At 63.3% G+C, this 22151-nt stretch carries 21 protein-coding genes; 17 read left to right on the forward strand and 4 right to left on the reverse strand.

Going from position 1 to position 22151, the window contains the following annotated elements:
- Positions 1-18 precede the first annotated feature (18 nt).
- From F3J19_RS06775 to F3J19_RS06790, 4 genes are all read right to left on the reverse strand, one after another.
- Positions 19-540 carry a hypothetical protein gene (locus F3J19_RS06775; RefSeq protein ID WP_167039065.1) on the reverse strand — a complete coding sequence of 174 codons (522 nt, stop codon included), beginning with the start codon at positions 538-540 and terminating at the stop codon, positions 19-21.
- A 104-nt stretch (positions 541-644) separates the two neighbouring features.
- On the reverse strand, positions 645-1844 hold the full coding sequence (gene prpC / locus F3J19_RS06780) for a 2-methylcitrate synthase (RefSeq protein ID WP_205192619.1): 1200 nt from the start codon (positions 1842-1844) through the stop codon (positions 645-647).
- Between the two features lie 52 nt (positions 1845-1896).
- Entirely contained in the window at positions 1897-2913 is a 1017-nt protein-coding gene (locus F3J19_RS06785) for an aldolase/citrate lyase family protein (RefSeq protein WP_167039067.1), read from the reverse strand.
- 213 nt (positions 2914-3126) lie between these two features.
- A complete protein-coding gene (locus tag F3J19_RS06790) occupies positions 3127-4110 on the reverse strand; it encodes a malate dehydrogenase (protein WP_062128179.1) in 984 nt (327 codons plus the stop codon).
- Positions 4111-4616: 506 nt separating this feature from the next.
- Here F3J19_RS06790 and F3J19_RS06795 point away from each other — a divergent pair.
- From F3J19_RS06795 to F3J19_RS06875, 17 genes are all read left to right on the forward strand, one after another.
- On the forward strand, positions 4617-5417 hold the full coding sequence (locus tag F3J19_RS06795; protein ID WP_167039069.1) for a GntR family transcriptional regulator: 801 nt from the start codon (positions 4617-4619) through the stop codon (positions 5415-5417).
- A 157-nt stretch (positions 5418-5574) separates the two neighbouring features.
- The gene (gene sdhC, locus F3J19_RS06800; RefSeq protein WP_167039071.1) at positions 5575-5991 is read left to right on the forward strand and encodes a succinate dehydrogenase, cytochrome b556 subunit; all 417 of its coding nucleotides are present in this window, start codon (positions 5575-5577) and stop codon (positions 5989-5991) included.
- 3 nt (positions 5992-5994) lie between these two features.
- Positions 5995-6363: a succinate dehydrogenase, hydrophobic membrane anchor protein gene (sdhD, locus tag F3J19_RS06805; protein WP_167039073.1), complete on the forward strand. Its 369-nt coding sequence runs from the start codon at positions 5995-5997 to the stop codon at positions 6361-6363.
- Between the two features lie 4 nt (positions 6364-6367).
- Positions 6368-8143 (forward strand): succinate dehydrogenase flavoprotein subunit, encoded by a 1776-nt coding sequence (sdhA, locus tag F3J19_RS06810; RefSeq protein ID WP_167039075.1) that lies wholly within the window; start codon positions 6368-6370, stop codon positions 8141-8143.
- A gap of 24 nt (positions 8144-8167) precedes the next feature.
- Positions 8168-8872 carry a succinate dehydrogenase iron-sulfur subunit gene (locus F3J19_RS06815; protein WP_167039077.1) on the forward strand — a complete coding sequence of 235 codons (705 nt, stop codon included), beginning with the start codon at positions 8168-8170 and terminating at the stop codon, positions 8870-8872.
- A gap of 1 nt (position 8873) precedes the next feature.
- On the forward strand, positions 8874-9143 hold the full coding sequence (locus F3J19_RS06820; RefSeq protein WP_167039079.1) for a succinate dehydrogenase assembly factor 2: 270 nt from the start codon (positions 8874-8876) through the stop codon (positions 9141-9143).
- Positions 9144-9215: 72 nt separating this feature from the next.
- Positions 9216-10517 carry a citrate synthase gene (gene gltA / locus F3J19_RS06825; protein ID WP_167039081.1) on the forward strand — a complete coding sequence of 434 codons (1302 nt, stop codon included), beginning with the start codon at positions 9216-9218 and terminating at the stop codon, positions 10515-10517.
- A gap of 331 nt (positions 10518-10848) precedes the next feature.
- The gene (gene leuC, locus F3J19_RS06830; RefSeq protein ID WP_167039083.1) at positions 10849-12258 is read left to right on the forward strand and encodes a 3-isopropylmalate dehydratase large subunit; all 1410 of its coding nucleotides are present in this window, start codon (positions 10849-10851) and stop codon (positions 12256-12258) included.
- A 5-nt stretch (positions 12259-12263) separates the two neighbouring features.
- Positions 12264-12422 (forward strand): entericidin A/B family lipoprotein, encoded by a 159-nt coding sequence (locus F3J19_RS06835; protein ID WP_167039085.1) that lies wholly within the window; start codon positions 12264-12266, stop codon positions 12420-12422.
- An 85-nt stretch (positions 12423-12507) separates the two neighbouring features.
- Positions 12508-13161, forward strand: coding sequence for a 3-isopropylmalate dehydratase small subunit (gene leuD, locus F3J19_RS06840; protein WP_167039087.1), 654 nt, complete (start codon positions 12508-12510; stop codon positions 13159-13161).
- Positions 13162-13274: 113 nt separating this feature from the next.
- Entirely contained in the window at positions 13275-14342 is a 1068-nt protein-coding gene (gene leuB / locus F3J19_RS06845) for a 3-isopropylmalate dehydrogenase (RefSeq protein WP_167039089.1), read from the forward strand.
- A gap of 371 nt (positions 14343-14713) precedes the next feature.
- On the forward strand, positions 14714-15835 hold the full coding sequence (asd, locus tag F3J19_RS06850) for an aspartate-semialdehyde dehydrogenase (RefSeq protein WP_167039091.1): 1122 nt from the start codon (positions 14714-14716) through the stop codon (positions 15833-15835).
- Between the two features lie 169 nt (positions 15836-16004).
- Positions 16005-18449 carry a FimV/HubP family polar landmark protein gene (locus F3J19_RS06855; RefSeq protein ID WP_240158775.1) on the forward strand — a complete coding sequence of 815 codons (2445 nt, stop codon included), beginning with the start codon at positions 16005-16007 and terminating at the stop codon, positions 18447-18449.
- A complete protein-coding gene (gene truA, locus F3J19_RS06860; protein ID WP_167039095.1) occupies positions 18446-19258 on the forward strand; it encodes a tRNA pseudouridine(38-40) synthase TruA in 813 nt (270 codons plus the stop codon). Before F3J19_RS06855 ends, truA begins: the two co-directional genes overlap by 4 nt.
- Entirely contained in the window at positions 19234-19965 is a 732-nt protein-coding gene (locus F3J19_RS06865; RefSeq protein WP_167039338.1) for a phosphoribosylanthranilate isomerase, read from the forward strand. Before truA ends, F3J19_RS06865 begins: the two co-directional genes overlap by 25 nt.
- Positions 19966-20024: 59 nt before the next feature.
- Entirely contained in the window at positions 20025-21218 is a 1194-nt protein-coding gene (gene trpB, locus F3J19_RS06870; protein ID WP_167039097.1) for a tryptophan synthase subunit beta, read from the forward strand.
- Between the two features lie 9 nt (positions 21219-21227).
- Positions 21228-22142 (forward strand): site-specific DNA-methyltransferase, encoded by a 915-nt coding sequence (locus F3J19_RS06875; RefSeq protein WP_167039099.1) that lies wholly within the window; start codon positions 21228-21230, stop codon positions 22140-22142.
- Positions 22143-22151: the final 9 nt, after the last annotated feature.

The following is a 22151-nucleotide window of genomic DNA, read 5'->3' on the forward strand; positions in this document are numbered from 1 at the left end:
CCTGACGGCGGAAATCAGTTAGTTGCCGAGCTTGTTGATCGCGTTCGATTGCGTCGCTGCCGGCGCGCCTTGCGCCATGGCTGCGGTTTGGCACTCGTCGGCGAGACGCGAGCTGTCCTTGTCCTGGAACAGCATCGCCTTGGTCGGGATCACGACCAGGTCCATGCCGCTTGCGGCGTCGTGGAAGCGGTCCGCGCCCGTGGTGGTCGTTTCGCGCGGCAGGTTGTAGTTCTTGTTGGCCCAGTGAACCGTGACGATCTGGTCGCGCTTCATGTCGCCTTTCATTTCGAAAGAAAGACCGTCCTTGCACGACCACTTTTCGGCGCCGTCCGGTACCGGATCGACCTTCGCTTCCTTCGCCGGGTTCGGCTTGCGCTTGATCAGGCGGCGCGGTTCCGGACGCTTGGCGACGGCCTTCTTGGCAGCCGGCTTGGTGGTCGGCTTCGTGGTGGTCGCCGTTTGCGCGGCGGCGTCAGTCGAGACGGACAGCATCGTCGTGGACAGGGCGCCAATCACGGCGGCGATCATCAGCTTTTTCATGGAGAAAACCTTTCTATCTAATTTCAGTTAAACAGTGCACGGGAGACCGGTTCCGGGGGCCGCGCGGGTTGAACTGCGCGCGCTTCGAAAGCGCGCAGCGAGCGCTATTTTCTCCTATTTAGCGGCACGTACTTCAAATTCTCGGGGCCGGTGTAATTCGCGCTCGGCCGGATGATCTTGTTGTCGATGCGCTGCTCGATGATGTGCGCGCTCCAGCCCGCCGTGCGCGCGATCACGAAGATCGGCGTGAACATCGCGGTCGGCACGCCCATCATGTGATACGACACCGCACTGAACCAGTCCAGATTCGGGAACATCTTCTTCGCTTCCCACATCACCGCTTCGAGCCGCTCCGCAATCGAGAACAGCTTCGTGTTGCCTGCTTCCTTCGAGAGCTTCTGCGCCACATCCTTGATGACCTTGTTGCGCGGGTCCGAGATCGTGTACACCGGATGACCGAAGCCGATCACGACTTCCTTGTTCTCGACGCGGCGACGGATGTCCGCCTCGGCTTCGTCGGGCGTCGGGTAGCGCGACTGGATCTCGAAGGCGACCTCGTTGGCGCCGCCATGCTTCGGCCCGCGCAGCGCGCCAATCGCGCCGGTGATCGCCGAATACATGTCCGAGCCCGTGCCCGCGATCACGCGACCGGTGAACGTCGAGGCGTTGAACTCGTGTTCGGCGTAGAGATTAAGCGAGACGTGCATCGCATCGACCCACGACTTCGACGGCTCGACGCCATGCAGCAGATGCAGGAAGTGACCGCCGATCGAATCGTCATCGGTTTCGACCTCGATGCGCCTGCCGTTGTGCGAGTAGTGATACCAGTAGAGCAGCATCGAGCCGAGCGAGGCCATCAGCTTATCGGCGATATCGCGCGCGCCGGGCAGGTTGTGGTCATCCTTCTCGGGCAGCACGGTGCCGAGTACGGAAACGCCGGTACGCATCACGTCCATCGGATGCGCGGCGGCCGGAAGCCATTCGAGCGCGGCCTTGACGTTGGCGGGCAGTCCGCGCAGGCCCTTGAGCTTTGTTTTATAGGCTTTCAGTTCGGCGGCGGTCGGCAGCTTTTCGTGGACCAGCAGATAGGCGATCTCCTCGAATTCGCAGGCACCGGCGATGTCGAGAATGTCGTAGCCGCGATAGTGAAGGTCGTTGCCGGTCTTGCCGACCGTGCACAGCGCGGTATTGCCCGCGGTCACGCCCGACAGCGCGACGGATTTCTTCGGTTTGAAGCCGCTTTGCGTTTCGCTTTGTGCTTCCTTACCGCCCACTGCGCCAGCGGTTTGCGTCGTCTCGCTCATCTTCCGCTTTCTCCTGTGTGCCGGCTTGCCGCCGCCGTTTGACCCGCGCGGCTCATGTGCCGGACTGTCCGTTAGCGCCTGCTTGCGCAAACAGCGGCGCCGCTTCTGGCGGAACCGCACGGCCGGTGGTTTGCGCGCGGCGCAGCACCGACCAGTAATAGCGATAGCTCGCGCGGTCATGCAGCGTATCGCGATGACGCGTCGGGCCCCATTGCGCGGACTGCGCGGCCAGCAGGATTTCGGCGGCCGTGGCGATTTCCTCGTCGCGCGGCGCGAACGCGGCGACGATCGCCTCGATCTGCGCGGGGTGGATGCTCCACATGCGCGTGTAGCCGAACTCGTTGCGCGCGCGGGCGGCGTCGTTGGCGACCACGCTCATGTCGCGCACTTCGGTGCTCACGTTATGCGAGGGCACCTTGCCATGCGCATGGCAGGCGGCCGCGATTTCGAGCTTGGCGCGCCGTACGAGCGGATGATCGAACTGGCCCGGCGAGCGCATGGCCGTGTCGGGAATCGCGCCGTCGTGCGCGGAGACGAAATCCATCAGGCCGAAGCTCAGCGCCTCGACGCCCGGCAGCGCGGCCAGCTCGAACACGCGCGTGAGCGCGCCGTGAGTTTCGACCAGCAGTTGCGCCGGCACCGGTTGTGCGATGTTCAGCTCGCGCCGTGTCGCTTCGATGAACGCGACCATTTCGGCCGCATCGTGGACGTTGCGGATTTTCGGCAACGTGATGTAAGCGGGTGCTCGCTTCGCGGCGCGCAGAATCAGGCGCACGTCGTCGCGCCAGTGCGCGTGAGCGAAGTCGTGGATGCGCACGCCGACACGGCCGAAGCGGTCGTGCTCGCTGCCGAGCAACGACGCGACGAGTTCCGCATGCTCGGCCTCGCGGCCGACCTGGGCGCCGTCTTCGCAATCGAGCGTGATATCGAACACCGGGCCCAGTTGCTGCTGCAACGCGAGCGACTTCAGCATCAGCTTTTCGCTGCCGGCGTAGTGGTCGCAGGCAGGCAGCACAGCGGGCGGCGCTTCGCCGTCAAACAGCACTTCGGCGGGTGTGAGAACGCGCATCTTCGGCGTGAAGGATGGGGTGATTAGAGAAAACCGGATTCGGGCGTGCTCTGCAGAGGCGCTGCGCGGCAACTGCAAAGCAGGCTCGAATCCGTTGCGAACCGCTGCCTTTCAGTGGCGATTTCAACGGCAATTCGCACGGCAATTTGCGCGAAAAAAACCGGAACCCGCCGCGCTGAAGCTTCGGAGTTCCGGTTCGTTTGCATCGGAGGCTTAGCCCAGCAGGTGTTGAACGCCTTCGCGCTCTTCGAGCAGTTCCTGCAGCGTGCCGTCCATCTTTTCGCGCGAGAACGCGTCGATGGCGAGACCTTCGACGCGCTTGTACTCGCCGTTTTCGCAGGTTACCGGCACGCCGTAGATGATGTCTTCGGGGATGCCGTACGAGCCGTCCGACGGAATGCCCATCGTGACCCACTTGCCGTTGGTGCCGAGCACCCAGTCGCGCACGTGGTCGATTGCCGCGTTAGCCGCCGAGGCCGCCGACGACAGGCCGCGCGCTTCGATGATCGCCGCGCCGCGCTTGCCGACGGTCGGGATGAACGTGTTGCGGTTCCATTCTTCGTCGTTGATGAGCTTGGTCAGGTCCTGGCCTTCGGCCGTTGCGACGCGGAAGTCCGGGTACATGGTCGGCGAGTGGTTGCCCCACACGGCGAGCTTTTCGATCGACGCGACCGGCTTGCCCGACTTGGCGGCCAGTTGCGACAGCGCGCGGTTGTGGTCGAGGCGCAGCATCGCGGTGAAGTTCTTCTTCGGCAGATCCGGCGCCGACTTCATGGCGATGTAGGCGTTCGTGTTGGCCGGGTTGCCGACCACCAGCACCTTCACATCGCGGCTCGCGACGTCGTTCAGCGCCTTGCCCTGAACCGTGAAGATTTCGGCGTTGGCCGACAGCAGGTCCTTGCGCTCCATGCCCTTCGAACGCGGACGCGCGCCGACCAGCAGGGCGATGTCGGCGTCCTTGAACGCGACCTTCGGGTCGTCCGTGATCACGACGCCCGACAGCAGCGGGAAGGCGCAATCATCCAGTTCCATCACGACGCCTTTGACGGCGGCTTGCGCTTGCGGCAGATCGAGCAGCTGCAGGATGACCGGCTGATCCTTGCCGAGCAGGTCGCCATTGGCGATGCGGAACAGCAGGGAGTAAGCGATTTGACCTGCGGCGCCGGTGACGGCAACGCGCTTTGCGGGCTTAGCCATTGAGAAATCTCCAGGACGATGCGTTAGACGCTAGGAAAAACGCCATTCTATATGCGCGTTCAGCGAAGCGTTATGAAACACGGCGGATTTACTGCTCGCGTACGGATGTGCCGACGAACCCGGTGCATGCCGGGCTCGGACGGCGCGTTGCGGCAAGACCGCCATGCCGGAAACCTGTACTGCCGAGCGGGACGGGATGGTGCGCTGCCGGACCGCCGCTGCACGGTGCGAACTCCTGCGAACAGCGCGTTTCGGCAAGCGTCTGGCCAGCGGATGGCGGCGAATCGAAACCTGAACTGCGTAGGGAACGGCATGGTGCAGAGTGGTTGCCAGCGCGTCGCGGCACTGCATCAAACAGCTGCCGGAAAACCCCGCAAACCCTTGCTCGACAAGGAGTGTAGGAGTCGACACAGACAAAGTCAACATTATCTTATGTCTTATATAAGACATATCTCTTGCCGGGAAAAGTCTGGACGCGCCCCGGCCCTTTATGATGAAATGCGCGCATGAATTCGAACCCGGCGAATCCTGTGAACCCGAATGGCCAGGGGGCCGCGGGCGAGGCTGTACCCGTTGCCGCACCGGTTGCGTCGCCTACTTTCAGCCCTCTATATCAGCAGATCAAGGGGCTGATTACGCAGAGTCTCGAAAGCGGCGAGTGGAAGCCCGGCGAGATCATCCCGAGTGAAGTCGAACTGGCGGCCCGTTTCAAGGTGAGTCAGGGCACCGTGCGCAAGGCGATCGACGAACTGGCCGCCGACAACCTGCTGGTGCGCCGCCAGGGCAAGGGTACTTTTGTTGCAACGCACAACGAAGATCGCGCGCAGTTCCGCTTCCTGAGACTGCTCGCCGACGACGGCGCCGAGCATCCGCACGTGAGCCGCCTGCTCGAATGCCGGCGCCTGCGGGCATCGGCGGAGATCGCCAGGCAGCTCGATCTGAAGCCGGCCGACCCGGTCGTGCTGATCAAGCGTCTGCTGCAATTCGACGGCGAAGTCACCGTGCTCGACGAGATCTGGCTGCCGGGCGCCGTGTTCCGCGGGCTTACGCTCGAGCGGCTCTCGGAGTACAAAGGTCCCCTCTACGCGATGTTCGAGACGGAATTCGGCACGCGCATGATTCGCGCGACCGAGAAGATCCGCGCGGTGGCGGCCGAGCCTTCCGTGGCGGACCTGCTGCATGTGCCGGCGGGTTTTCCGTTGCTTTCTGTGGAGCGCGTGTCCTATACCTATGGGGACCGCCCCGTCGAAGTCCGGCGGGGTTGGTATGTCACAACCGGGTATTACTATCAGAACGATCTGAGCTGAATTGGGCTGGAACGAGGCGTGGCGTCCTACACGCGTGCCTCTCGGAAGGTGCCTTCATCGCGCTCGCGGCAATCAATCCGTAGGGGTTTTCGCTGCAGCGCGATATAAAAAGGCGCTAAAATCGCGGATTAGTGTGACTACATAGTAGGGGTCTAGCATGGCAGAAGCCGTAAAAAAACCGAGGCCGGAATTCCGGAACATCGGTATTGGGCAAATATTGACGTCGTACCGTCTCCCGCTAGCGGGGCGCGTGTCGATTTTGCATCGCGTGAGTGGTGCCTTGTTGTTTGTATTTCTTCCGTTCCTGCTGTACCTCTTCGATCAGAGCCTGACCTCGGAACTCAGTTTCGACGTTTTCAAGGGCTTCCTCTCCAACATCGTCGTCAAGCTGATCACGCTCGTTCTTGCGTGGGCTTTCCTGTTCCATTTCTGCGCCGGCGTCCGTCACCTCGTGATGGATACGAACCACAACGCGGTCTCGAAGGAAAAGGGCAAGTCGACCTCGGTCGTCGTGTTGGTCGTGTCGTCGCTGCTCACCATCGCATTCGCGGCCAAACTGTTCGGAGCATTCTAAAAAATGTCAGCCAATAACCGAATCGGTTCGAAGCGTCTCGTCGTCGGCGCGCATTACGGCCTGCGCGACTGGCTCGCCCAGCGCATCACCGCCTGCATCATGGCGATCTACACCGTGATCCTGCTCGCCTGGTTCTTCGGCGCGCACGACTTCTCGTACGACGGCTGGGCGTCGATCTTCGCGACGCAGTGGATGAAGCTCGCCACGTTCGTCACGCTTCTCGCGCTGTTCTACCACGCGTGGGTCGGTATCCGCGATATCTGGATGGACTACGTGAAGCCCGTTGGCGTGCGTCTGCTGCTTCAGGCGCTGACGATCGTCTGGTTGCTCGCATGTGCGGGCTACGCTGCGCAGATTCTCTGGAGAGTATAAAAGCATGGTTGCAATCAAGAATTCTCTGCCGCGTCGCAAGTTTGACGTGGTCATCGTCGGCGCGGGCGGCTCGGGGATGCGCGCGTCGCTGCAACTCGCGCGCGCCGGCCTGTCGGTTTGCGTGCTGTCCAAAGTGTTCCCGACGCGTTCGCACACGGTCGCGGCGCAAGGCGGCATCGGCGCTTCGCTCGGCAACATGAGCGAAGACAACTGGCACTACCACTTCTACGACACGATCAAGGGCTCCGACTGGCTCGGCGACCAGGACGCGATCGAGTTCATGTGCCGCGAAGCACCGAACGCCGTCTACGAACTCGAACACTTCGGCATGCCGTTCGACCGTAACGCCGACGGCACGATCTATCAGCGCCCGTTCGGCGGCCACACCGCGAACTACGGCGAAAAGCCGGTGCAACGCGCCTGCGCGGCGGCTGACCGTACCGGTCACGCGCTGCTGCACACGCTGTACCAGCAGAACGTCGCGGCCAAGACGCAGTTCTTCGTCGAATGGATGGCGCTGGACCTGATCCGCGACGCCGACGGCGACGTGCTCGGCGTGACCGCGCTGGAAATGGAAACCGGCGACGTCTACATCCTCGAAGGCAAGACCACGCTGTTCGCTACGGGCGGCGCGGGCCGCATCTTCGCGGCATCGACCAACGCGTTCATCAACACCGGTGACGGCCTCGGCATGGCGGCCCGTTCGGGCATCGCGCTGCAGGACATGGAATTCTGGCAATTCCACCCGACCGGCGTGGCCGGCGCGGGCGTGCTGATTACCGAAGGCGTGCGCGGCGAAGGCGGCATTCTGCGTAACTCGAACGGCGAGCGTTTCATGGAACGCTACGCGCCGACGCTGAAGGATCTGGCGCCGCGTGACTTCGTTTCGCGTTCGATGGACCAGGAAATCAAGGAAGGCCGCGGCGTGGGTCCGAACAAGGATCACGTGTTGCTCGACCTGTCGCACATCGGCGCCGAGACGATCATGAAGCGTCTGCCGTCGATCCGCGAAATCGCGCTGAAATTCGCGAACGTCGACTGCATTAAAGAGCCGATCCCGGTTATCCCGACCATTCACTATCAGATGGGCGGTATTCCGACGAATATTCACGGCCAGGTCGTCGGTACGCCGAAGGGTCATGAAGAAATCGTCAACGGTTTCTACGCTGTGGGCGAATGCTCGTGCGTGTCGGTGCACGGCGCGAACCGTCTCGGCACGAACTCGCTGCTCGACCTCGTGGTGTTCGGCCGCGCGGCCGGCAACCATATCGTCAAGCACGTGAAGGAACTGAAGGAACACAAGCCGCTGCCGGCCGACGCCGCCGACTTCGCGCTGTCGCGTCTCGCGAAGCTCGATAGCTCGTCGTCGGGCGAGTACACGCAGTCGGTCGCGAACGACATTCGCGGCACGATGCAGAAGCACGCCGGCGTGTTCCGTACTTCGGCCCTGCTGGCCGAAGGCGTCGACGCGATCCGCGAAGTGGCGGCGCGCGTCGATAACATCCATCTGAAGGACAAGTCGAAGGTGTTCAACACGGCCCGTGTCGAAGCGCTCGAAGTGGCGAACCTGATCGAAGTGGCACGCGCCACGATGGTCTCCGCCGAAGCGCGCAAGGAAAGCCGTGGCGCGCACGCGCACAACGACTTCGAACATCGCGACGACGAAAACTGGCTGCGCCATACGTTGTGGTTCAGCGAAGGCGATCGCCTCGACTACAAGCCGGTTCACATGCAGCCGCTGACCGTCGAATCGGTTCCGCCGAAAGCGCGTACCTTCTAAGGCACAAGTCAAAGGAATTCAGAAATGGCCAAGCGTACATTTGAAATTTACCGCTACGATCCGGACAAGGACGCCGCACCGCGCATGCAAACGTACGAGATCGACATCGACTCGCACGAACGCATGCTGCTCGACGCGCTCGTCAAGCTGAAGGCGCTCGACGAAACCCTGTCGTTCCGTCGCTCGTGCCGCGAAGGCGTGTGCGGTTCGGACGCAATGAACATCAACGGCAAGAACGGCCTCGCGTGCCTGACGAACCTGAACGACCTGCCGCAGAAGATCGTGCTGCGTCCGCTGCCGGGCCTGCCCGTCGTGCGTGACCTGATCTGCGACTTCACGCAGTTCTTCAACCAGTATCACTCGATCAAGCCGTACCTGATCAACGATACGCCGCCGCCGGAAAAGGAACGTCTGCAGTCGCCGGAAGAGCGCGACGAGCTCGACGGCCTCTACGAATGTATCCTGTGCGCCAGCTGCTCGACCTCGTGCCCGAGCTTCTGGTGGAACCCGGACAAGTTCGTCGGCCCGGCCGGTCTGCTGCAGGCCTACCGCTTCATCGCGGACAGCCGCGACCAGGCGACCGGCGAGCGCCTCGACAACCTGGAAGATCCGTACCGTCTGTTCCGTTGCCACACCATCATGAATTGCGTCGACGTTTGCCCGAAGGGCCTGAACCCGACCAAGGCGATTGGCAAGATCAAGGAATTGATGGTTCGCCGCACGGTCTGAGATGGACGCATCGCATCAGTCCGACCCTCTCCGCCGCGCGCGCCTTCGCTGGCGCGCGCGGCGGGGCCTGCTGGAAAACGATCTTTTCATGGAGCGTTTTTTCAGCCGATATGAGCATGACCTCAGCGATGCCGACGTGGGCGCTCTCACGCGCCTGCTCGAGCTGAGCGACAACGACCTGATGGACTTGCTACTCGCGCGCAAGGAACCAGAAGGCGATCTTGCCGACCCGGACGTGGTTCGGGTTCTGGAGTTACTGCGCAACGCTTGAGTGCCGCCAGTCCGTTGATCCAGGCGTGCAATTATCGAAACCCCGTATCCATACTTCGATTGAGGATGTGCTATGACCCCGTCAGATGTTAAAGCCACGCTATCGTTCAGCGACAATTCGCCGAGCGTCGAAATGCCGATCTACAAGGGTACGATTGGCCCGGATGTTATCGACATTCGCAAGCTGTACGGACAGACCGGCAAATTCACGTACGATCCGGGCTTCATGTCGACGGCGTCGTGCAATTCGGCGATTACCTACATCGATGGCGACAAGGGCGAACTGCTCTACCGCGGCTATGCGATCGACAACCTCGCGCAGAACGCCGACTTCCTCGAAACCTGCTACCTGCTGCTGAACGGCGAACTGCCGAACGCCGCCCAGAAGACCGAGTTCGTCGACACCGTCACGAAGCACACGATGGTGCACGAGCAGATGCAGTTCTTCTTCCGCGGCTTCCGCCGCGACGCGCACCCGATGGCGATTCTGGTCGCCGCGGTCGGCGCGCTGTCCGCGTTCTATCACGACTCGCTCGACATCAACAATCCGCGTCACCGTGAAGTCTCGGCAATCCGCATGATCGCGAAGCTGCCGACGCTCGTCGCGATGGCGTACAAGTACAGCATCGGCCAGCCGTTCGTTTATCCGAAGAACGACCTGTCGTACAGCGCGAACTTCATGCGCATGATGTTCTCGAACCCGTGCGAGGAGTACGTGGTCAATGACGTGCTCGTGCGCGCGCTCGACCGTATCCTGATCCTGCACGCGGACCACGAGCAGAACGCGTCGACCTCGACCGTGCGTCTCGCCGGTTCGTCGGGTGCGAATCCATTCGCCTGTATCGCAGCCGGTATCGCGTGTCTGTGGGGCCCGGCGCACGGCGGTGCGAACGAAGCCGCGCTGAACATGCTCGAAGAAATCGGCTCGGTCGACAACATTCCCGAGTTCATCAAGCAGGTCAAGGACAAGAACTCGGGCGTGAAGCTGATGGGCTTCGGTCACCGCGTCTACAAGAACTACGACCCGCGTGCGAAGCTGATGCGCGAAACCTGCCACGAAGTGCTCGAAGAACTGGGTCTGCACGACGATCCGCTGTTCAAGCTCGCCATGGCGCTCGAAAAGATCGCGCTCGAAGACGAATACTTCGTGTCGCGCAAGCTGTACCCGAACGTCGACTTCTACTCGGGTATCGTGCAGCGCGCGCTGGGCATTCCGACCTCGATGTTCACGTGTATCTTCGCGATGGCGCGCACGGTCGGCTGGATTGCGCAGTGGAACGAAATGATCGCCGATCCGGAGCAGAAGATCGGTCGTCCGCGCCAGCTCTTCATCGGCGAGACGCTGCGTGAGGCGAAGCCGCTTGCACAGCGCTAATCGCTGATCGACCTCGATACGCGCGCTGCGCCGCGGCATTCGTGCCGCGACCGGGCGCGCAATCGGAGTGAATAAAACGCCTCGACGGGCCCACCGTTGAGGCGTTTTTGTTTTTGCGGCCGCCGCGAGGCGCGTATGTGCCGCAGCGGCATCGCGAAGGTCCCGCGCGTGCCGGGTAACGCCGATACAGGTATCGACACTACCAGCCAACTCCCTGTTTTTTATCGGTTTTTTTCGTTGGATGAGCCGCCCATCGCGGTGCATCGCGTGGCATAATCAACCGACATAGTCAGCCCGCAGTCACTCGTAGTTACTATTTTCCCCGCATACCATGGCACAGACTCTCTACGACAAATTGTGGAACACGCACGTGATCCACACGGAAGACGACGGCACCGCGATTCTCTATATCGACCGTCATCTGCTGCATGAAGTGACCAGCCCGCAGGCGTTCGAAGGCCTGAAGATAGCCGGGCGCCCGGTGTGGCGCATCAGCGCGAACTTGGCCGTGTCGGATCACAACGTGCCGACCACGGACCGCACCCACGGCATTGCCGATCCGGTTTCGAAGCTGCAGGTCGACACGCTCGACACGAACTGCGACGCGTACGGCATCACGCAGTTCAAGATGAACGATCTGCGCCAGGGCATCGTTCATATCATCGGACCGGAGCAGGGCGCGACGCTGCCGGGCATGACGATTGTCTGCGGCGATTCGCATACGTCCACGCACGGCGCGTTCGGCGCGCTTGCGCACGGCATCGGCACCTCGGAAGTCGAGCACGTGCTGGCCACGCAAACGCTCTTGCAGAAGAAGAGCAAGAACATGCTCGTGAAGGTCGAGGGCCCGCTGCCGCGCGGTTGTACCGCGAAGGACATCGTGCTCGCGATCATCGGCAAGATCGGCACTGCGGGCGGCACCGGCTACGCGATCGAATTCGGCGGCTCGACGATCCGTTCGCTGTCGATGGAAGGCCGCATGACGGTCTGCAACATGGCGATCGAAGCGGGCGCGCGCGCCGGCATGGTCGCCGTCGACGACACCACGGTCGAATACCTGAAGGGCCGGCCGTTCTCGCCGCAGGGCGTCGAGTGGGATCACGCGGTCGAGTACTGGAAGCAGTTCAAGTCGGACGACGGCGCGCATTTCGATCACGTGGTCGAACTGAATGCCGCGGAAATCGTGCCGCAGGTTACCTGGGGCACGTCGCCGGAAATGGTCACGTCGGTCGACGGCCGCGTGCCGGACCCGGAACGCGAGAAGGACCCGGTCAAGCGCGACGCGATCGAGCGCGCGCTCAAGTACATGGCGCTCGAACCGAACGCGCCGATCGAGTCGATCAAGCCGGATAAAATCTTCATCGGCTCGTGCACCAATGCGCGCATCGAAGACATTCGCGCCGCGGCTTACGTCGTGAAGAAGCTCGGCCGCCGCGTTGCGCCGAACGTCCGCCTGGCGATGGTCGTGCCGGGTTCGGGGCTCGTGAAGGCGCAAGCGGAGCGTGAAGGCCTCGACAAGGTCTTTACCGACGCCGGTTTCGAATGGCGCGAGCCGGGCTGCTCGATGTGTCTCGCGATGAACGCCGACCGGCTCGAGCCGGGCGAGCGTTGCGCGTCCACGTCGAATCGCAATTTCGAAGGCCGTCAGGGCGCCGGTGGCCGTACCCACCTCGTGAGCCCCGCGATGGCTGCGGCTGCGGCCATCGAAGGGCATTTTGTCGATATTCGCAAGCTTGGATGATCCGCATGATGAAGAACACGAATCGCATCACGCTATTGCGCCGCTTCGCACTCGGCACGCTCGCCGGGCTCCTGCTCGGCTTGGCCGGCTGCAACACGGTGCACGGATTCGGCGAGGACATGTCGCACCTCGGCAATTCGATCAGCAATCACGCTGATAAATAAGCGGTTTTTGATTTTTGCCGGCGACGCGGCGCGCGGCTTTCCTGCCGCCGCTCGCATCGCCCGGTCCTGAACAGGCGCAAGCGTCATGGATAAATTCATCGTACACACCGGCGTCGTGGCGCCGCTCGATCGCGAGAACGTCGACACGGACGCGATCATTCCGAAGCAGTTCCTGAAGTCGATCAAGCGCACGGGCTTTGGTCCGAACGCGTTCGACGAATGGCGCTATCTCGACCACGGCGAACCGGGCCAGGACAACTCGAAGCGTCCGCTGAACCCGGACTTCGTGCTGAACCAGCCGCGTTATCAGGGCGCTTCGGTGCTGCTCGCGCGTAAGAACTTCGGCTGCGGCAGCTCGCGCGAACACGCACCCTGGGCGTTGCAGCAGTACGGCTTTCGCGCGCTGATCGCGCCGAGCTTCGCCGACATCTTCTACAACAACTGCTTCAAGAACGGCTTGCTGCCGATCGCGCTGACCGAACAGCAGGTCGATCATCTATTCAACGAAACGTACGCGTTCAATGGCTTCCAGCTGACGATCGACCTCGAAGCGCAAGTCGTGCGCACGACCGACGGCGGCACCGAATATCCGTTCGACGTCGCGGCGTTCCGCAAGTACTGCCTGCTGAACGGTTTCGACGATATCGGCCTCACGCTGCGTCACGCGGACAAAATCCGCCAGTACGAAGCGGAACGCCTCGCCAAGCAGCCGTGGCTCAATCACCGCCTCGTCGGCTGAACGCACGCAGTTAGCGCGGTTGCGCTCGATCACGTGAGGGCCGTGCGCTCGCGCGCCGGTTCGCACGCTGGATCGTGCTCAAAAGTCTCGAAGAAAATCATCAAGGAATTCGCATGAAGATCGCAGTGTTGCCGGGCGACGGCATCGGTCCCGAAATCGTCAAGGAAGCCGTCAAGGTTCTGAACGTGCTCGGCGAAAAGTTCGAACTCGAAGAAGCGCCGGTCGGCGGCGCGGGTTACGAAGCGAAGGGCCATCCGCTGCCCGATTCGACGCTCGCGCTCGCGAAGCAGGCCGACGCGATCCTGTTCGGCGCGGTCGGCGACTGGAAGTACGACAAGCTCGAACGCGCGCTGCGCCCGGAGCAGGCCATTCTCGGTCTGCGCAAGCACCTTGAGCTGTTCGCGAACTTCCGTCCGGCCATCTGCTATCCGCAACTCACGGGCGCGTCGTCGCTGAAGGAAGAGATCGTGTCGGGTCTCGACATCCTGATCGTGCGCGAACTGAACGGCGACATTTACTTCGGCGCGCCGCGCGGCGTGCGCGAGGCGCCGGATGGCCTGTTCGCCGGTGCGAAGGAAGGCTTCGACACGATGCGTTATTCGGAGCCCGAAGTGCGCCGCATCGCGCACGTCGCGTTCCAGGCAGCGCAAAAGCGCGACAAGAAGCTGACGTCGGTCGATAAATCCAACGTGCTCGAAACGTCGCAGTTCTGGAAGGACGTGATGATCGACGTGTCGAAGGAATACGCGGACGTCGAGCTGTCGCACATGTACGTCGACAACGCCGCGATGCAGCTCGTGAAGGCGCCGAAGTCGTTCGACGTGATCGTGACCGGCAACATGTTCGGCGATATTCTCTCCGACGAAGCGGCCATGCTGACGGGCTCGATCGGCATGCTGCCGTCGGCTTCGCTCGACAAGAACAGCAAGGGCCTGTACGAGCCGTCGCACGGTTCCGCGCCGGACATCGCGGGCAAGGGCGTGGCGAATCCGCTCGCCACGATCCTCTCCGCGGCGATGATGCTGCGCTATTCGCTGAACAAGGCCGAGCAGGCCGATCGCATCGAAACCGCGGTGAAGAAGGTGCTTGAGCAAGGCTATCGCACCGGCGACATTCTCACGCCGGGTTGCAAGCAGGTCGGCACGGCGGCGATGGGCGATGCCGTCGTGGCCGCGCTGTAAAAAGCGCGAGTTGGCCAGTCAGCGGACCGTCGAATTCGTCGAATAAACGGCTGCAAAAACAGCCGCAAAAACGAGAATCGGCCCGTATTTAAGGTCGATTTTCGCTTAACAAGCCTGGCGGCGGCGATAAGCGCCGCCGGCTTCCGGTTTTCGTGTATATTGTTGCGATGGCGCAGATCTCCCAAATCTCCTCGATTTCCAAACCGCACGGCACAACAGCCCGTGCGATCGAGTTCGCCATTATTACCATCAAAACGATTACCCCGAAAACGATCACGAAGCGCTGATCGTCCGTCGTGCCCGCCCATCTTCCCCGCGCGGTCACTGCGGGCAAAGATGCGGGGAAGTTTCCATTCGAAGGGTATGAAGTCATGAACGTAGGTCTCGTAGGTTGGCGCGGCATGGTCGGCAGCGTCCTGATGCAACGCATGCAGCAGGAAGGCGATTTCGACTTGATCGAACCGGTGTTTTTCAGCACCAGCAACGCGGGCGGCAACGCGCCGTCGTTCGCCAAAAACGAGACCAAGCTCAAGGATGCGACAAGCATCGACGACCTGAAGAAGTGCGACGCGATCATCTCCTGCCAGGGCGGCGACTACACGAACGACGTGTTCCCGAAGCTGCGCGCGGCAGGCTGGAACGGCTACTGGATCGACGCGGCCTCGTCGCTGCGCATGAAGGACGACGCGGTCATTATTCTCGATCCGGTCAACCTCGACGTCATCAAGAACGCGCTCGTGAAGGGCCAGAAGAATTTCATCGGCGGCAACTGCACGGTCAGCCTGATGCTGATGGCACTGGGCGGCCTGTTCCGCGAAAACCTCGTCGACTGGATGACGGCGATGACGTATCAGGCCGCATCGGGCGCGGGCGCGCAGAACATGCGCGAACTGCTGTCGCAAATGGGCACGCTGCACGGCTCGGTGAAGAGCGAGCTGGCCGACCCGGCTTCGGCGATTCTCGACATCGACCGCCGCGTGCTCGAAGCGATGAACAGCGACAGCATGCCGACCGATCACTTCGGCGTGCCGCTCGCGGGCTCGCTGATTCCGTGGATCGACAAGGACCTCGGCAACGGCATGTCGAAGGAAGAGTGGAAGGGCGGCGCGGAAACCAACAAGATTCTCGGCAACCCGGCCATGGGCACGCCGGGCTCGATTCCGGTCGACGGCCTGTGCGTGCGGATCGGCGCAATGCGCTGCCACTCGCAGGCGCTCACGATCAAGCTGAACAAGGACGTGCCGCTCGACGAGGTGAACAGCATCCTCGCGTCGGGCAACGATTGGGTCAAGGTCGTGCCGAACGAACGCGAAGCGTCGATGCGCGATCTGTCCCCGGCGGTTGTGACGGGCACGCTGTCGGTGCCGGTTGGCCGCGTGCGCAAGCTCGCGATGGGCGGCGAATACCTGTCGGCCTTCACGGTTGGCGATCAGTTGCTGTGGGGCGCGGCCGAACCGCTGCGTCGCATGCTTCGCATTGTGCTCGACAAGTAAAGTAAACTACGCGCTCACGACGCGTAGACAACTCTCAAGAAGCGTCGCGCTTGCGCGGCGCTTTTTTCATTGTGTCTCCGATTATCTTGTTTCTTTCCAATCGCAAAAAAGGCTGCGCGCTGACGCAGCGGGAGTCCCGATGAACTTTCGACGCTCCGCTCTTCGGGCTATGTCCATCCATCACGATAAAGGTCGATTCAAAGACCGTCTGACGACTGTGGCGGCTGCCGCTGCGTTGGCGCTTGCGCTTGCGGGCGCCGGCATGGGCGGCGCGGTTGCGGCGCCGGTGCCAGCGTCGGCGAGCGCGCCGGAGGCTGGTTTCGCTCCCGCTGTCGTCACCTATGGCGCGGGCAGCCAGTACACGGTGCGGGCTGGGCAGTCGCTGAACGACGTGGCGATCGCCGTCACGCAATCGCATGACAAGGCCGTGCTCGCTCGCTCGACGCACGCGCTGTTCGATACGAATCCGGCCGCGTTCATGAACCACGATCCGAGCCGGCTGCGTGTCGGCGCGATCCTGATCGTGCCGGCGCTGGACGCGTCGGGGGCGCTGGCGGCTTCGTCTGTTGCAGCGGCAGGTGCTGTGGCGGCGGCTTCGGGGGCGTCTGGTGCGGCGGTGTCTGCGCCTACGGCATCTGCTTCCGCGCCGGCTGTGCCGGTGTCCACGCCGACGGTGGCTGCTGCGGCTAGTGCGGGCAGTGGTGCTGCGAGCGCGGTCGCGCAGGTCAGCGCTGCGGCTGCGAGTGTGACTAGTGCTGCGACTCAGGTCACAACTCAGGTAGGCACTCAGGCAGCGGCGCAGGTCGCGACGTCTGCCGCGCCCGCAGTGTCTGGTGCGGCCAGTGTGCCGGTTAGCGCGAGCGCGGTGATGTCGGCGACGGCAGCGAGCGGAGCGGCTGCGTCCGCGCCGGTAGCAGGCTCGCAGGCGGCGGCGCTGCCGGCGAGCGGTGCGCAGGAGTGGACCGGATCGGTTCAATCGCCGGCGAGTGTGCCAGCCGCCCAGGCGCAGGCAGCGACGAGCGGCGTCGGCTCGGCAGCCGCTGCCGTGCAGCCGGCTTCGCAGACGCATCCGCAGGTATCGAGCCTGCAGCAATTGCTTGCGCTGAAAAACCGCGTGCTGATGGAGTTGCAGAAGCACGGGATCGGTGGTGCGCCGGCGGTTTCGGGCGCTGCGCCGACGAGCGCTGCGCAGCCGGCGGCGGGAGCGTCGCCAGTGACGGGTGCTGCGCCGGGGCAGGCGAGCGTGGCGCCGTCGCCAGCGAATGACGATGGCATGTCGCGGCGGAATCTGAGCATCGCTGCGGCGATTGGCGCCGCGCTGATCGTGCTGCTCTCGGCCCTGCGGATGGGGCGGCGCAAGCGCGAGAAGGCGGTTGCGGGGCATACGGCGGATGCGGTGAATCCCGAAATGGCGCAGTCGGCGCAGGCGGGCGATTCGCAGGACGATGCTTCGGCGCGCGGGCAGACGGCGGCGCAGGAAGCGTCGGATGTGCACGGTGATGAAGCGGCTCGGCAGGCGGCTGCGTTGGCGGCAGAACGTGCGGCAGCCGAACAGGTGGCAGCGGAACGCACCGCAGCCGAGCGCGCGGCGGCGGAGCAGGCGGCAGCGGAACGCGCCGCGGCTGAGCGCGCGGCAGCCGAGCAGGCGGCAGCGGAGCGCGCCACAGCTGAGCGTGTGGCAGCCGACCTTGCAGCACCGGCACACGCAGCCACAGAACACTCCACGGCCGAACCTGACGCAACCGCCGCCCCAGCAACCGCCCCTCAGGAAACCCTCAACACCGCAGCCACAGCCGCAAGCCCTGCCGTCGGCGCGGAACCCGCCGCCGAGGCTCTGTCGCGCGATCCACTCGAACCTCGCCCCGAATCGGCACCGCAGGAAGAGCGCGCTCATCGTCTGCAATGGGACGACGAATCCACGGGAAGCGAGGCCACAACAAACACCCCGGCAACCCCACCGGCCGAGCCCCAACAGCCCTTGGCCGAGCCGCAAAACCCGGTTCCCGCCCCCGCGATCGATTTCACGCAACACCCGGCCGAACCTGACGCAACCGCGCCGCTCGGTCAACCGCACAGCGATACCGCAGCACCGATTCAACCCACGCTACCCGCGCCATCGGCATTTCCGCGCGACGCCGTGGACGCGTTCAGCAGCCTCGACATGCCATTGCCGCCGCGCGTCGAAGCGCCCACCGGCAATGCGGAGCCAGCCGCCCCGTTGTCGACGCAACCGGTCGCCTCGCCCGAAACGACCGCGCAGCAAGCCTTTGCCGCACATGAGCCGGACGACGACGCCCCGCACATCGCCGATGAAATCGCCGCCGGCACCGCCGGTCACGGCGCTGTCGCGGGTTTGGGCGCGGCGGGCTTCGGCGCGCTGAAGCTCGACTTCGACCTCGAACTGCCGCCGAGTCCCGCGCAGCCGTTGCCGGCGTTCACGCAGGCCGATCTCGGCCGCATCGCGCGCAACAAGCTCGAACTGGCGTCCGAGTACATCGAACTCGGCGACCTCGCGGGTGCCCGCGCCCTCATCAACGAAGTGATCGAAGCCAACGATCCGGCCACGCGCACCGAAGCCCGCGCGTTGCTCTCGACCCTCGCGCCGCTGTCGTGAAGCGCATTGCGTTAGGCGTTCAGTACGACGGTTCGGCGTTCGCGGGCTGGCAGTCGCAACCGCACGGCAACACCGTGCAGGACGAACTCGAGCGGGCGCTGCGCGAATTCATGCGCACACCCGTGCAGACCACCGTGGCGGGCCGCACGGACCGTGGCGTGCACGGGCTCGGGCAGGTCGTGCATTTCGACACCGAACTCGAGCGCGTCGATATCTCGTGGGTGCGCGGTCCCAATGCCTTCCTGCCGAAGACGATTGGCGTGCAGTGGGCGAAGACGATGCCCGACGATTTCCACGCGCGCTTCTCGGCGTTCGAGCGGACCTATTACTACGTGCTGTACGTGAGCCCGGTGCGCTCGCCGATGCTGTCGACGAAGGCCGGCTGGGTGCATACGCCGCTCGACGCCGACGCGATGCGGGCCGGCGCCGTGCACCTGATCGGCGAGCACGATTTTTCGGCGTTCCGTTCGTCGCAATGTCAGTCGAAGACGCCGTTCAAGCATCTGTACCAGATCGACGTGAAACAGCACGGTAACTTCGTGCATTTCCGCTTCCGCGCGAACGCGTTCCTGCACCACATGGTGCGCAACGTGATGGGCTGTCTGATTGAAATCGGCAGCGGACGCCGGCCTGCCGGCTGGATGGCCGACGTGCTCGCGAGCCGCAGCCGCGATTGCGCGGCGCCGACCTTCATGCCGGACGGCCTGTATCTCGCGCAGGTGGGCTATCCTGAACAATTCGCCGTGCCCGCGCCGGTAACCGGCAGCGTGCCGTGGAGCAGCGTATGGACCGAACAACCGAAAACCTGAAAGCAGTCGAGCAACCCGCGAACCAAGCCGGCGCGGCCGACTCGCCAGGCGTGCCGCATCGCACGCGCATCAAGCTGTGCGGGCTGTCCAGGCCCGAGGACGTCGCCCATGCGATCGATCTCGGCGCCGACGCGATCGGCCTCGTTTTCTACCCGCCGAGCCCGCGTTCGGTGAGCGTCGCTCAGGCGGTCGAGCTCGTGCACGACGTGCCGCCGTTCGTGTCGGTCGTCGGCCTGTTCGTCAATGCGACGCCGGACTGGATTCGCGAAGTCGCGAGCAACGTCAATCTCACGCTGCTGCAATTTCACGGCGACGAGACCCCGGCGCAGTGCGAAACCCTTGCCAGCATTGCGGGTTTGCCTTGGTTGCGCGCGCTGCGGATTGCGGCGGATACTCAACCGGCCGATTTGGTAAAATCGGCACTTAACTATTCAGCAGCCAGTGGCCTTCTATTCGACACGCATGTCGAAGGCTATGGCGGCGGCGGGAAGGTTTTCGATTGGTCACTTATTCCAGCAGAGCTCGCGCATCGGGCCGTTTTGAGTGGTGGGTTGAACGCGCAAAACGTCAGTGATGCGATCCATCGCGTGCGCCCATACGCGGTCGATGTCTCGAGCGGCATCGAAGTCGCGGGCGCCAGGGGCGTGAAAGATCACGCCCGGATGGCGGCGTTCGTACGCGCGGTGCGCACCGCGGACGCCGAATGATTCAGGTTCGCGGCTCTCTCGCATGAAAGCCGCGAGCCATTCTGAGAAGAGTGATCACCATGTACAACTTGCCTGACGAAAGAGGCCATTTCGGCCAATTTGGCGGTGTGTTCGTCGCCGAAACGCTGTTTTCCGCACTCAACGAGCTGCGTGAAGCCTACGAGAAATATCAGAAAGACCCGGAGTTCGTCGCCGAATACGAGCGCGAACTCAAGTATTTCGTGGGTCGTCCTTCGCCGATTTATCACGCCCAGCGCTGGAGCGAACTGCTCGGCGGCGCGCAGGTTTATCTGAAGCGTGAAGACCTCAACCATACCGGCGCGCACAAGATCAACAACGTGATCGGCCAGGCGCTGCTCGCCAAGCGCATGGGCAAGCCGCGCGTGATTGCCGAAACCGGTGCCGGCCAGCACGGCGTGGCCACGGCGACGATCTGCGCGCGTTTCGGCATGGAGTGCGTGGTCTACATGGGCGCCGAAGACGTGCGTCGCCAGGCTGCCAACGTGTACCGCATGAAACTGCTCGGCGCGACGGTCGTGCCGGTGGAATCGGGCTCCCGTACGCTCAAGGACGCGCTGAACGAAGCGATGCGCGACTGGGTCACCAACGTCGAAAACACGTTCTACATCATCGGCACGGTCGCGGGTCCGCATCCGTATCCGATGATGGTGCGCGACTTCCAGCGCGTGATCGGCGACGAATGCCGCGTGCAGATGCCGGAACTGGCCGGCCGTCAGCCGGATGCTGTGATCGCGTGCATTGGCGGCGGTTCGAATGCGATGGGTATCTTTTACCCCTATATCGACGACACTTCCGTGCAATTGATCGGCGTCGAAGCAGCCGGCGACGGCCTCGAAACGGGTCGCCACGCAGCCTCGCTGATCGGCGGCAGCCCCGGCGTGCTGCACGGCAACCGCACGTACCTGCTGCAGGACGAAGACGGCCAGATTATCGAGACGCATTCGGTGTCGGCCGGTCTTGACTATCCGGGCGTGGGCCCCGAGCATGCGTGGCTAAAAGACAGCAATCGCGCGCAATATGTCGCTATCACCGACGAAGAAGCGCTCAAGGCATTCCACGATTGCTGCCGCATCGAGGGCATCATCCCCGCGCTCGAGTCGAGCCACGCGCTCGCTTACGCGATGAAGCTCGCGCCGACGCTGCCGAAGGACAAGGTCCTGCTGGTCAACCTGTCGGGCCGCGGCGACAAGGACATGCACACGGTCGCCGAGCGATCGGGCATCCAGTTCTGAGCCACGACGATGCGCGACGAGTTCGACGAGCCGCAGCCGGCGCTTGAAACCACGAATCCGGCCGCCGGGGTAACGGCGGCCGCGGCATCGGCGCCGCTGCTGGCGCAGGTGCCGGCCGGCATTCAGCTGTTGAACCGCGATTTTCTGACCGACGTAGCGAACATTCCCGACGGGTCGATCGACCTGATCGTCTGCGATCCGCCTTATGGGCTGGGCAAGGACTACGGCAACGATTCCGACATGCGTACGGGCGAGGACTTTCTCGTCTGGACGCGCGGCTGGCTCGAGCTTGCGGTACCGAAGCTCAAGCCGTCGGGTTCGCTCTATATTTTCTGCACCTGGCAGTACGCGCCGGAAATCTTCAGCTTTCTGAAGACAAAACTCGTGATGATCAACGAAATCATCTGGGACCGGCGCGTGCCGAGCATGGGCGGCACCACGCGCCGCTTCACGTCGGTGCACGACAATATCGGTTTCTTCGCGGTGTCGAAGGACTATTTCTTCGATCTCGATCCCGTCCGCATCCCGTACGATGCAGTCACGAAGAAGGCGCGTTCGCGTAAATTGTTCGAAGGAAGCAAGTGGTTGGAGCTTGGCTATAATCCCAAGGATGTCTGGTCGGTCTCGCGCCTGCATCGGCAGCATGCCGAACGTGTGGCGCACCCGACCCAGAAACCTCTGGAAATCGTCGAGCGGATGGTGCTGTCCAGCTGCCCGAAAGGCGGCCGGGTGCTCGACCCGTTCATGGGCAGCGGCACCACCGCGGTCGCTTGCGTCCGTCATCAGCGCGAATTCGTCGGCTATGAGATCAATGAAAGCTACTGCGCGATAGCGCGCGAGCGCGTGAGCGCCGCCGCTTCGCCACCTGTGCCGCGTCGGGCCAGAGCCAGGCCGAAAGTGCAGCCGCCGACCGAAGTGCAGTGAAAAGCGTGA

Source organism: Burkholderia sp. Ax-1724 (genome assembly GCF_011752995.1).
Lineage (GTDB): Bacteria > Pseudomonadota > Gammaproteobacteria > Burkholderiales > Burkholderiaceae > Paraburkholderia.